Below are 13,285 nucleotides of genomic sequence, written 5' to 3' on the forward strand. Positions count from 1 at the left end.
ATGAATTCAAATTATTTTAGAAACAACGCCATTATCCTTAGGTAAAATCGCCTCTAAAGTCGGACTGCTGAAAGAAGTCAATGCAACTACAATGTTTTGATTAAAATACTAGCAATAACGACTGATCCAACTGTTACAGTTGTAAATCCACCTATTAACATTGGCGTCAATATTTCATTTAATATTTTTTCTTCTTCCTCTTTATTTCTACCTACACTTCGACTAATTTCCTCACAAACAAGATAATCACCCGGGAACCCTACAGTTGCTGTTAGTGCTACTGGAAGACCTTTTAAAGGATCCCATTTAAATAATTTTGAGCCAAAAAATCCTCCAATTGAAATACCGATAATTCCAAAAATCATAATTAGAAAAGTTTCAGGGAGACGACTAATAAACATACTGAACGTAATGTCATTCATTGTGGCAATAATCAAAAATACAAGTCCAGCCATCCCTACTGTAAAAGCATTAGCCCGCTCCATTGCACGGTCTGGATACAAACCAATTAATCTCCCACCAACACCAATCGCCAAAGCCCACAAACTATATGGTATGCCGGTTAAACGATCTAGAGCAATAGCAATAGCACCACCGATAAAAAGTAAGAAAAGTAGAATCAGATTCGTTTGATATTTCTCCGGAATCCAAGTGCTACTTCTTACCTCTACTTTTTCCTCATCGATAACATCTTCTTCTCTCACATCCAATGTAGAAGCTACATACGTTTCGCAATCTATTGTATTCCGAAACTTTAATGCATATCGACGTAACAAATTTGCAGAGAGTGGCATACCAAATAATGATTGTAATGAAAGTATTAAAGCTGGAATTGTCATAAGACTTTCCAAGCCCATTTCTTTTAGCCCTTCCGAAGTCACAAGAAAAGCAATTATTCCACCTGTTAATGGTCCTGTCCCCGCAACAGCGGTTTCATAGTCAAAGATCATTGGAATGAAAAGAAGGATTAGACCTGCACCAACAATAATGCCCATTAAAGAAATGACTACTGCCTTCCATTGACTACGAATAGTATTAATAGGAATTAGCGTCCCCATATGAATAATGATCGGAGCTGTTCCCAATACAGCGCCAATTTCAATAAATTTAGAATCACCGATAAGACTCTTCGGTAAAATTCCCGTCCAAATTAACATAAGATAACCAATAATAGCGACTAAAAACATAGAAACTCTGGCTCTTGTCAAAATAGAAATAATTTCCCCCAATGCGATTAGCGAGAAGATAATCATAGTTGCAATGACAGGTTCATGTATCATTCGTTCATCCCCCTTTATTATCTATTTTTCAATGGAAATAGATTGATTTTTCATGTATCTTTTTTGAACCCTCTATCCCTAATAATTTAAAAGATGATTGAATAAACAGTTCCACACCAATCTCTAATGCATCTTCATCAAAGGTAAAGCGTGGATGATGGTGCGGATGAATAATCCCCTTAGTTTGATTTCCAGCACCAACAAAGATGAAGCAACTTGGTCGTTCATCTGAAAATGCCGAAAAATCTTCACCGCTCATCAATGCGGGTAATCTTAGTAAATGATCCTTTCCCCATACCTCACCTATCGTTTCTTCTACCAACTCTCTTACCCTATCGTTATTGATTACCGAACTATAGCCAAAATGATAATCTACCTCAAATGATGCATTATGCGCTTCTGTAACTCCCTTAACGACTTTTTTAATTAAACTTGGAACTTGTTGACGGATGTCGGGTTTAAGGCTTCTCACCGATCCGCCTATAATAGCAGTGTCAGGAATGACATTGTAAGCACTTCCGCTATGAAACTTCGTGATAGATACGACTAATTTTTCAAGTGGATTAAGATTTCTTGAGACAATATGCTGAAGATTGTTGATTACTTGTGCGCCAACTGCAATTGGATCTACCGTTAAATGAGGTTCGGAAGAATGACCTCCTCTTCCTTTAATTTTTAAATCAAACGTATCGCTACCTGATGTAGCTGGCCCATCGCAAATCCCAATTTTACCAATCTCAACTGTGGACGCAAGATGAATTCCGATTACTTCATCCACACCCTCTAACACACCTGCTTTAACCATTTCTTGTGCACCACCTGGGAATAACTCTTCAGCATGTTGAAATAAAAAGCGTATCTCCCCCTCAATTAGATTCTTTAACTTTGTAAGAATCTTTGCTGCACCAAGTAGCATCGCTGTATGCCCGTCATGTCCACAAGCATGCATCACGCCTTGATGCGTAGATACAAAGTCAAATTCATTTTCTTCATTAATTGGAAGCGCATCCATATCTGCCCGTAGCGCGACGACTTTACCTGGTTTTGGACCAATTAAGCGGGCCATTACACTTGTTTTAGTTGGTCGTGAAATTTCCAAATCTCCAAAAGTCCGTAATGTTTCATAAACAAATTGTGCTGTTTTATCTTCTTGAAAAGATAACTCAGGATATTTATGTAAATACCTTCGCCATTCAATAACCTCATCCTTAGTAATTCCAACTAATTCTTGAATCATCGACATTAAAGACATACATCTCAGCCCCTTTTCAATTTTCCTTTTAAGGATTATTTAAGGAAAAAAATCCTTAAATGAAGTATAAAAGTTTAGATGTTTAATTTCAAGACTTTTCTGAAAATATAAAATGTAAAATTTTAGTGAAACTAAATTAATGAACAAAAAAAGCACCCAAAGAGGTGCTTATAGCAATCGATATATTTTAGTTGGTCTTCCACGAGCAGCATACGTCTCTTGACCAATGCATTGTGCCAAATCAACTTTGCACATATCTGTAACAATACGTCTAACGTTACGCTCTGTCATCTCAAGGTGTGTCGCTAAGTCCTTTGTTGTAAAATCCGACCACCCCATCTTTTGTATAAGTGATACTATTTTTTTATATGTTTTCACACTGATGTTACCTTGTTTTAACTTTTCAATAAGAAGTTCATTTTGTGTACGGCTTGAATAATGTAGTTCCCCTTTTTTTCCTGGAGATTCTACGATTAGTCCATCTTCTTGAACAATGACAATTTCACGCTTCTTCATTGCTTTTGAATGTTGAATCGCACGAAAAGCGTTAATTTCTGCCGAATAAGCCGTTTCTCCAAATCCAATACCAACCGCAACAGTAGTATCTGCTTCAAACGCTAATCTTTGAACTGTATCTTCAAGTGTTTCGATTTCCCGCTCAATAGCACCACGGGAACTAAAAATCATATATCTCCCGTTTCCCTTATCAGAAAAAGAGCCATTTATTTTCTCACCCAGTTGAATTAACATTTCTTTTAGTCGAAGTTCTAAATACTGTAGATTATAGGGTGTTTTCATTTCCTCCGCTACTTTGTTAAAATATTCAACTTCAATAATTTCAACTCCTATTTGAGTATCTTTAAAATAGGAGGTCTTTACTTTTTCTGACAGCGCCCGAAGTGATTGTTGTATTTCCATCGTACTCATTGACATTTTGTATGCTGGAATTCCCTGTTCTCTTAGTGCTTTACACACAGATGGAAAACAAGTTAGCACACCTTCTGTCTTTCCCTCACCCCACAGGTTTAAATGAAAATTTAACAATTCATTTGTATCTACATTTAAATCAAACATTTTCGTATACATCTTCGGGATATTCACCGTTAACTTTGACATAGCTTCTTTACTAATATTATTCGAAGTCATCGTGTCAATACTTAGCTTCTCAATAATTTGACCCTGTTCATAAATCATCTCTAAGATAGCTTTATAAAGACCTGATTCTGTAGCAGGAACATGCACCATTATTTTATCTGTACCTAATTTTCTTTGGGCAATTTCATATGGAATGGGCCCAGAAAAAAACCAAGCGTGCACATGACATTCATGTTCCACTATAATTTTCTCAATTTCATTAATTTCTTCATAAGGAAGGGATATAAATTCTAACTCATGTTTATATTCATCTGTTAAGTCCACTATTTGATCGATAGAAGTTTTTAGTCCAACTAATCCAATTTTATACATGCTATTTACCAACTTTCTTTATCAGTTGACATAAGTTCAGGCATTATACCTCAGCATAATTTCGTCAAGAGGCTTTAGCTTCTTTTAACGGGTTTTAGACACCTGCTGAAAGAAGTTAAATAAACATTTATAGTAATCTAATTACTTATAAACTATTTTAGCATGATATTTGTAGGAAAAATACGTGATAACTTTAAATCAATTATGCCTCGGCATAATTGCATCAGGAATCGATTTTGTGTTTGCACATTCGTCTCCGCTTCTGCGAGTATTCTCTTCACTTCCGCGGGTATTTAGACAGAAAGAGATTAAAACATAGCAAAACACCGTTCAAAGTTTGAACGGTGTTTCTATTCATAGGTACTCTTTTGTTATTTTACAGTTTCTAATACACGCACAAATTGCCCTTTAGAATGAGGATATCCAGCTTGGGTAATTTTCACCTTCACAAGCTGACCGATTAGGCTTTCAGGACCTTCAAATACTACTTTTAAGTAATTATCAGTATAACCTGTTAAAAGCCCTGCCTCACCGCTTTCATCATGCACGAATTCTTCAGGTATTACCTCTAGCACTTGATCTTCAAAGCGAGAAGAATATTCCTTCGCTAATTGATCATTTAAAGCGATTAATCGGTGAACACGTTCGTTTTTAATATTTTCGTCAATTTGGTCCTCCATGCGCGCAGCTGGTGTACCTGTACGTGGAGAGAACGGGAATACGTGTAATTCAGAAAACTTATGGTCACGAATAAAGTTATATGTTTCCATGAACTCTTCCTCAGTTTCACCTGGGAAACCTACGATTACATCAGAAGTGACAGCCAAGTCTGGTAAAGCTTCATGTAGTTTAGTTAAACGTTCACCGAAGAACTCCATTGTATACTTACGTCGCATACGTTTTAAAACTGTATCAGAGCCAGATTGGATTGGAATGTGTAAGTGGTTAACAACGATATTTGATTCACGTAAAACTTCAATCACTTCATCTGTTAATTGACTTGCCTCAATCGAAGAAATACGAAGGCGTTTTAAACCTTTCACATTTGCCTCTAAATCACGTAGTAGCTGGGCTAAATTGTAATCTTTTAAGTCTTGTCCATAGCCACCTGTGTGAATACCAGTTAGAACAATTTCAAGATACCCCGCATCCACTAGTTGTTGTGCTTGGCTCAAAACTTCCTTAGGATCTCGAGAGCGCATTAACCCACGTGCCCATGGAATAATACAAAACGTACAGAAGTTATTACAGCCTTCTTGTATTTTTAAAGATGCGCGTGTACGGTCTGTAAATGCAGGCACGTCTAATTCCTCATACACACGATTTTTCATAATATTGCGTACAGCATTAATTGGTTGGCGTTCAGTAAGATATTGGTCTATGTAGCCAAGTAATTTTGTACGATCCTGTGTTCCTACAACAATGTCAACACCAGGAATCGCCATAATTTCTGCTGGAGAGGTTTGAGCGTAACATCCTGTAACACAAATAACAGCGTCTGGGTTTTGACGAATAGCTCGACGGATAACTTGACGTGATTTTTTATCCCCTGTATTTGTTACTGTACATGTATTAATGACATAAACGTCTGCTTGACGATCAAACTCCGTACGTTCATAGCCTTCTTCTTTAAATAACTGCCAAATCGCTTCTGTTTCATAATGATTTACTTTACAACCTAGAGTATGGAAACTCACGATTTTTGGTCGCTCGTTACTCATAATATATATCATCCTTTCAAGAGTACACTACAATAAATTAAATTATCAACGTGTCTTATAATAGCACAAATAAATATAATGAGCCTAGCTTTTTGGCTAGTCTTATTAAAAAACAGGCACCACAAATTAAGTATCTACCAATGGGAGGCATTTTATTTGGAGCAAAATTGATCATTTTGTCCTTGCAGCTCCATAAAAACGAGACTTCTTCTACTGCCCTACTAATACTCTAAATTACATCCTCTGAATGTAGAATCAATATTTAAGACATATCTAAATAAATAAACCGTTTTTTATTGTGCGTTCAGTAAATTTGTTCAAAATATTTTTGTAAACTGTTAAATACAATTCTACAATCCACAAGATCCCCCCAATTACATCGGTATTAGAAATCTCATCAAAAAATCCCATTGGTTATTAAATTGCAAAAGGCAGTTAAATATTAGATTCAACTGCCTACTCAAATATTGAATTTTTATTAATGCCCATTAAATATTACATGGTTATTTTTTTGATTACATTTTTTGGCAGTAAACTACCTTTTTTTCTTGTTCTACTCCTCTAAAAACTAGAGCTATTAAGGACTCACAGGAGGAGTAAGCCCTAAAAGATTAGGAGTTATTACATTAGTGCCTGCTCCAAGGCGGATTTGTTGAACTTGCAGTACTTTTACAGTAAGCTCTAGTACGATTTTTTCACGTAATGTGCTGAAAGTACTTTCTGGTGCTGCCATAATTGGTGAAAAATCAAGTTCAAAGAAGTTTGCAGCTACTAATTCGCCAAATGGTTGTTCATTGTATTTAACGAGATTTTGGAAGAAAGCCTTATCCAATCGAGCATCCATTTGCGTTTTTTCATTAAGGAAGTTCGCTTCGGCAAACTCAGAAATTCCTAAGATTGGAGTAGTACCTCCTGGTGTTTGTGGGAAAGCAAGGTCTGTAAAACCTGAAAACTGAACATCAGCAATTCTATCTCGAAGTGCCCCATTACATGCTGATGAAGCATATTCTATATTTTTGCGAATATGTCCCGCTACAAATAATTTAGCTCTTGTTACCCTGAAAAAGTCAGTGCCATCAATACGTAAAAAGCTAACAGGTACTAGTTTAACTTGATTTAGGAATACATTTTTTTTCACTCTTTTGATTTCAGTTGCTGCAGGGGTAAGGGTAATATCTGACTCCACAACTATTTGAAGTGTTGGTTCCGCTAGTACAACTGGAACTTTAATAGTTGGAGTTGTAAGCGGTGTAGCGACTACTGGAGTAGTAGCATTAGTTAATGGTAATTGTTCAGTTGATGCTACTGGGCAAGGCTCGCAATGATTAACAGGACTATCTAATTTACTTTCCAATTGTTCACTCACAAAAAAACCTCTTTTCATTGTTTTTATGAGACATCTCTCATATCGCTAGAATATGTAGCGATTTAATCTAAACATGGACATATACACTAGTTTTTTTAAAAAGAGTTTTTTGAGCAGAGAGATAAGCTTCAAGTATCCTCTAGATCCTTGGCACTCGAATATTCTGTACTTGTAGCATTTGAATGATTAATTCTAATACTATGTTTTGACACATTTGATTTACATGAATAAATGACTCATTCTGTGCAGGTGCATTCTGAGTGTGAGATGCAGTATATTCAATCCCCTGATGAATATAACCTTCAATATATAAATTTCCCTTCAATGCTGAACATGTCCCATTACCTAATGATTGTGAAAACTGATTAGGAACGAATCTACAATTGGTTAATACTACCTCATTCGAGATATCTTTAACTCCCACAATTCCTTTTTCGAATACTATATTCTCTTCAAGGCATATTTCTATTTTATATTCCCCTACTACAACTGGAACTCTAATGTGCATAAAGTCATCTGAACTGTAAGAGTGATTATTTGTTTCTCCTTGTTTAAGTGATTGTGTGTTATGTAAGGGCATTCCAACTGATTTAGATGGATAACTCTTCTGATTATGTTTATCATAAGTATCAGTTTTCATTAAAAATATAATTTCATTAATTTTTGAGTGAACCAACCGACAATCAGGCTGTTCAGGATAATCCATTGTAGTACTAAATAGTTTGGTTTCAAATTGAGGAGAAAGATGATTGTCTAGATCAAGAAAATCAAATGTATTTTTAGCAATCTCACCACAGATAGGAGCATGAAGAAAATCATCAATTTCCACGTGAGTAGAAATTAGAATTTTTTTTGTTATAGAACATACTTTTCCTTGCACTGACCCAGTAGATGCACTATCATGACCCGCAGGATTGTTTTTCTCCAACTCTTCTGTATCAATAGGACTCATAATTTTATCCTCCCCGTTGGATTCAGAAGGACTTAAAAATTCACGATTAGAGTCTAGTTGAGATGCAAAATCTTGTTCTTCCACAAGATTTGTTCCTTTTACCTCATCTATATCAAGCGGATCATTCACTTCATCTTCAACAACAATTTCAGAAGGGATAGGTAGCTCACAATTGGAACCTAGATGCGCTGCAAGGTCCTGTTCCTCTACAGGATTGGGATTTAGATGAGCTGTAGAATCTTGTTCTTCTACAGGATTGGGATCTAGATGAGCTGTAGACTCCTGTTCTTTTACAGGGTTGGGATCTAGATGAGCTGTAGAATCCTGTTCTTCTACAGGATTGGGATCTAGATGAGCTGTAGAATCCTGTTTTTCTACAGGATTGGGATCTAAATGAGCTGTAGAATCCTGTTCTTCTACAGGATTGGGATCTAGATGAGCTGTAGACTCCTGTTCTTCTACAGGATTGGGATCTAGATGAGCTGTAGAATCCTGTTTTTCTACAGGGTTAGTTTCATCCGCTGCTTTTATATCAAGCAGATTATTCTTTTCATCCTCAACATCAATTTCAGAAGGGATAAGTAGCCCACAATCGGAGTCTAGATGCGCTACAAGTTCCTGTTCCTCTACAGAATTGGTTTCATCCACCTCTTCTATATCAAGGAGATCATTCATTTCATCCTCAGCATCAACTTCAGAAGGAATGAGTAACTCACGATCGGGATTTAGATGCACTGCAAGGCTAGTTTCATCTTCTTTTTCTATAGTAAGGAGGTCATTACAATAGACGAAAACTTTTTGCTTGGAACTTATTTCTTTCATCTCTCTATAATTAATCCATGGAGTTTTCATTAGTTCACTCCCAAATAATGTTTTGACAAATAAAGTGCAACAGTTAATCTGTAAAAATTCTTATGTACTTTTACAGCCAAGAAGTCTTTTTTGGTCAATTTATTTTTTATGATAAGATTTTATGAATTCTTCTAGAGAGACTTGTTCAAAATCCGTTTTCTTCAGGGAAAACTTACGAAGTAACCCGTTTTTCAATTTTTATTTCTTCCACTTACCTTGATGAATAGATTGGTTAAAAAAAAACAGCGTTTTCCCTTTCCTTTTCTAATATCTGATAACAGCTAAACACTTTTGCTTTTATTGCTCGAAGATATGATGGATGTATATAGTTTAAAATGAATGGATCATCACCAAAACGTGTGGTTGATTTCCGTTCCCGCTGGGCGCTTTATTGCTGTCGCTTCGCTTTCGCACAGAAAACATCCGCTTCACTCCAGGGTCTCATCTGTGACGCTGATCCCCAAGAAGTCGCCCAGCCGGAACGAAGGTCAACCTATATGGCATACGTTTTAACAAATGTCATCCACAACTTTTGGTGATGAGCCAAATGAATACCTCTTTTTTCAAATATTGTCAAATGAAATTCAAACGTTATCATTATGAGCTACTTTTATTTTGATCTATGTGTTGCACTTATAATTACTATCCATTTTATGCATTACTTTTACTTTTGTCCCTAGTACTTTCAAAAATCTCAGTAGCAATTGAGATACTAATGCGTTTGATAGACGATTGCTTAGTAAAAACTAAAATTTTATCTTTACATTATTTTCTTCAACTCGATTATTTTGATAGCACCTATTAGTGCATTTACGATCGATATTATTATAGAAAAAATGCAGTTGAAAATTCGATTTAATCGAACTTTCAACTGCCAACTCAAATATTGGATTTTTTCAGTACCTTCAAATGTCCTTTTATCTCTAATTTCCTCCTCTAAAAATTAGAGATTAACAAGATTCAGTAGGATGAATAACAGGAGTAGGACTAACTGGAGGAGTAAGTCCTAAAAGATTAGGAGTTATTACATTAGCAACTGGAATTTGAAGTTGTTGAACTTGCAATACTTTTACAGTAAGATCTAGTACGATTTTCTCACGTAATGTGTTGAAAGTGCCTTCTGGTGCTGTCATAATTGGTGAAAAATCAAGTTCAAAGAAGTTTGCAGCTACTAATTCGCCAAATGGTTGTTCATTGTATTTAACGAGATTTTGGAAGAAAGCCTTATCCAATCGAGCATCCATTTGCGTAGTTTCATTAAGAAAGTTCGCTTCGGCAAACTCAGAAATTCCTATGATTGGAGTAGGACCCCCTGGTGTTTGTGGGAAAGTAAGGTCTGCAAAACCAGAAAACTGAACATCAGCAATTCTATCTTGGAGTGCCCCGTTACATGCTATTGAAGCATATTCTATATTTTTGCGAATATGTCCCGCTACAAATAATTTAGCTCTTGTTACTCTGAAAAAGTCAGTGCCATCAATACGTGTAAATCTAACCGGTACTAATTTAACTTGATTTAGGAATACATTTTTTTTCACTCTTTTGATTTCAGTTGCTGCAGGAGTAAGAGTAATATCTGACTCCACAACTATTTGAAGTGTTGGTTCTGCAAGTACAACTGGAATTTTAAGAGTTGGAAGCGTTACTGGTGTAGGAACTAGTGTAGTAGTTGCAGGAGTTAATGGTATTTGTTGTGTTGATGTTACTGGACAAGATTGGATTGGATCACATTGATTACTCAAAAATTTTCCCTCTTTTCATTTTGTAGTTTTTGAGAGCTCTCCATATAGAATATGTAGCAATTAAATCTATGAATGGACGTGTATACTAGTTTTTTACTGATTATTATTATAGAAAAATGGCAGTTGAAAATTCGATTTAATCGATTTTTCAACTGCCAACTTAAAGATTAGATTTTTTTCAGTACCCTCATTTGTCCTTTTATATCTAATTTCCTCCTCTAAAAATTAAAGATAACAGGAGGATCTATTATGGACTAACTGGAGGAGTAAGTCCTAAAAGATTAGGAGTTATTACATTAGCAACTGGAATTTGAATTTGTTGAACTTGCAATACTTTTACAGTAAGATCTAGTACGATTTTTTCACGTAATGTGTTGAAAGTGCCTTCTGGTGCTGTCATAATTGGTGAAAAATCAAGTTCAAAGAAGTTTGCAGCTACTAATTCGCCAAATGGTTGTTCATTGTATTTAACGAGATTTTGGAAGAAAGCCTTATCCAATCGAGCATCCATTTGCGTAGTTTCATTAAGGAAGTTCGCTTCGGCAAACTCAGAAATTCCTATGATTGGAGTAGGACCCCCTGGTGTTTGTGGGAAAGTAAGGTCTGCAAAACCAGAAAACTGAACATCAGCAATTCTATCTTGGAGTGCCCCGTTACATGCTATTGAAGCATATTCTATATTTTTGCGAATATGTCCCGCTACAAATAATTTAGCTCTTGTTACTCTGAAAAAGTCAGTGCCATCAATACGTGTAAATCTAACCGGTACTAATTTAACTTGATTTAGGAATACATTTTTTTTCACTCTTTTGATTTCAGTTGCTGCAGGAGTAAGAGTAATATCTGACTCCACAACTATTTGAAGTGTTGGTTCTGCAAGTACAACTGGAATTTTAAGAGTTGGAAGCGTTACCGGTGTAGGAACTAGTGTAGTAGTAGCAGGAGTTAATGGTATTTGTTGTGTCGATGTTACTGGACAAGATTGGATTGGATCTAAGTGATTACTCAAAAATTTTCCCTCTTTTCATTTTGTAGTTTTTGAGAGCTCTCCATATAGAATATGTAGCAATTAAATCTATGAATAGACGTGTATACTAGTTCTTATACTCATTTTAATAAAAGGGATTTTTGAGCTAAAGATAAGCTTCAATTATATTCTAGTCCCTTGGCTATCATAACCGACTCGAATTTCTGTAGTTCTAGGAAATGAATGATTAATTCTAAAACTATGTTTTGACACAATTGATTTGAATGAATTGCTGACTCATTTTTGTATAGGTACTGTTATACCAAATTAATAAGGACTCTTACCTTTCCAGCGCCAAGAACTTACGAATTTTACAAAGTTTGTACTAGCTGATGCCTTAAACATTGAGAATATTTCAAAAATCATTCAATTTAAAAAAGCAGATGACAATTAGGTTGTCTGTTTTTATTGGGTACATCATCATAACGTGTAGTTGATTTCCGTTCCGACTGGGCGCTTTCTTGGGAGGCGTCCGATGAGCCACTTGGGCCAACAGATATTTTTTGCGCGAAAAGGTAGCGGCAGCAACATGGTTTTCGTCTGTGCGAAAGCGAAGCGACAGCAACAGGGTCTCATCTGTGCGAAAGCGAAGCGACAGCAACAGGGTCTCATCTGTGCGAAAGCGAAGCGACAGCAACAGGGTCTCATCTGTGCGAAAGCGAAGCGACAGCAACATGGTTTTCGTCTGTGCGAAAGCGAAGCGACAGCAACATGGTTTTCGTCTGTGCGAAAGCGAAGCGACAGCAACATGGTTTTCGTCTGTGCGAAAGCGAAGCGACAGCAACATGGTTTTCGTCTGTGCGAAAGCGAAGCGACAGCAACATGGTTTTCGTCTGTGCGAAAGCGAAGCGACAGCAACATGGTTTTCGTCTGTGCGAAAGCGAAGCGACAGCAACAGGGTCTCATCTGTGCGAAAGCGAAGCAACAGCAGGATGTTGGTCCCGAAGGCGTTATCACAGGACGTGATGTTTTTAGCCTTCGTTCCTCTACTGCACGATCTAGAGCACTCAGCTTTATCAAAAATCATGCTTTAGAGTAAGATTTAGAGGCGTTTAAGGAATTGATATTGGGGCGTAAACAAGTATTAAATGAAATGATAATAGACCAAGACGGCAATTAAGCTATCTTGGTCAGCAGTCGCTACCACTCTCAAAGAAATGTTGAAGGTATAAAGTTCATTCGACATTTCTCAGGGAGAGACAATGGATTATTTTTTTAATTCTATTTTCTAGTCGCCACGTTTCTCTAGAGTTTTAGCAGTTTTTACTTTGGTCAACATCCTTTTGGTTTTTAAAGGTACCCATGAGAAAATCATAGGCCAGGTTCGTAACACCATACCAGTAATTTTCATTTTTGAAATGATGCCATAAATGAACCTTCTTCATCCAACACCCCCATGCCCTAATTCTCCTAGACATTTATTTTAAACATCATTTAAATTTTCCTCATAAAGATTATTGAAATACGAATCTATTCTACGTTCACTAATTACACTTGTTATTAACAAACAGGCCTATAATGTAATTGAGCCGATTCAAAGTTTTTTGAATCGGCTCTTGTGTGGTCTTCAAACCTTACAACGACTGAATTTATACGCAATCATAATGACGTTTACTCATGCACCGC

9 protein-coding genes and 1 pseudogene are annotated in these 13,285 nt (G+C 36.3%); 1 reads left to right on the forward strand and 9 read right to left on the reverse strand.

What is annotated here, in order from left to right; translation table 11 throughout:
* Positions 1 to 86: 86 nt before the first annotated feature.
* From QUF91_RS18730 to QUF91_RS18765, 8 genes are all read right to left on the reverse strand, one after another.
* On the reverse strand, positions 87 to 1,280 hold the full coding sequence (locus QUF91_RS18730; RefSeq protein ID WP_289419015.1) for a hypothetical protein: 1,194 nt from the start codon (positions 1,278 to 1,280) through the stop codon (positions 87 to 89).
* A 28-nt stretch (positions 1,281 to 1,308) separates the two neighbouring features.
* The gene (locus QUF91_RS18735) at positions 1,309 to 2,532 is read right to left on the reverse strand and encodes an amidohydrolase (RefSeq protein WP_483308093.1); all 1,224 of its coding nucleotides are present in this window, start codon (positions 2,530 to 2,532) and stop codon (positions 1,309 to 1,311) included.
* 168 nt (positions 2,533 to 2,700) lie between these two features.
* Positions 2,701 to 3,999, reverse strand: a complete 1,299-nt coding sequence (locus QUF91_RS18740; protein ID WP_289419017.1) for a hypothetical protein — start codon at positions 3,997 to 3,999, stop codon at positions 2,701 to 2,703.
* Between the two features lie 371 nt (positions 4,000 to 4,370).
* Complete coding sequence (gene mtaB / locus QUF91_RS18745) at positions 4,371 to 5,720, reverse strand: tRNA (N(6)-L-threonylcarbamoyladenosine(37)-C(2))-methylthiotransferase MtaB (protein WP_285400222.1); 1,350 nt, start codon at positions 5,718 to 5,720, stop codon at positions 4,371 to 4,373.
* A gap of 577 nt (positions 5,721 to 6,297) precedes the next feature.
* On the reverse strand, positions 6,298 to 7,086 hold the full coding sequence (locus QUF91_RS18750) for a CsxC family protein (RefSeq protein WP_285400223.1): 789 nt from the start codon (positions 7,084 to 7,086) through the stop codon (positions 6,298 to 6,300).
* Positions 7,087 to 7,225: 139 nt separating this feature from the next.
* The gene (locus QUF91_RS18755) at positions 7,226 to 8,890 is read right to left on the reverse strand and encodes a BC_2427 family protein (protein ID WP_289419018.1); all 1,665 of its coding nucleotides are present in this window, start codon (positions 8,888 to 8,890) and stop codon (positions 7,226 to 7,228) included.
* A 950-nt stretch (positions 8,891 to 9,840) separates the two neighbouring features.
* Complete coding sequence (locus QUF91_RS18760) at positions 9,841 to 10,632, reverse strand: CsxC family protein (protein ID WP_289419019.1); 792 nt, start codon at positions 10,630 to 10,632, stop codon at positions 9,841 to 9,843.
* Between the two features lie 247 nt (positions 10,633 to 10,879).
* The gene (locus tag QUF91_RS18765; RefSeq protein ID WP_289419020.1) at positions 10,880 to 11,641 is read right to left on the reverse strand and encodes a CsxC family protein; all 762 of its coding nucleotides are present in this window, start codon (positions 11,639 to 11,641) and stop codon (positions 10,880 to 10,882) included.
* 493 nt (positions 11,642 to 12,134) lie between these two features.
* Here QUF91_RS18765 and QUF91_RS18770 point away from each other — a divergent pair, with 493 nt between their 5' ends.
* Positions 12,135 to 12,698, forward strand: coding sequence for a hypothetical protein (locus QUF91_RS18770; RefSeq protein WP_289419022.1), 564 nt, complete (start codon positions 12,135 to 12,137; stop codon positions 12,696 to 12,698).
* Positions 12,699 to 12,887: 189 nt separating this feature from the next.
* On the opposite strand, the pseudogene QUF91_RS18775 reads toward QUF91_RS18770, so the two are convergent.
* Positions 12,888 to 13,065, reverse strand: a pseudogene (locus QUF91_RS18775) (sterol desaturase family protein); the annotation flags it as partial.
* Positions 13,066 to 13,285 lie beyond the last annotated feature (220 nt).

Source organism: Lysinibacillus sp. G4S2 (genome assembly GCF_030348505.1).
GTDB lineage: Bacteria > Bacillota > Bacilli > Bacillales_A > Planococcaceae > Lysinibacillus.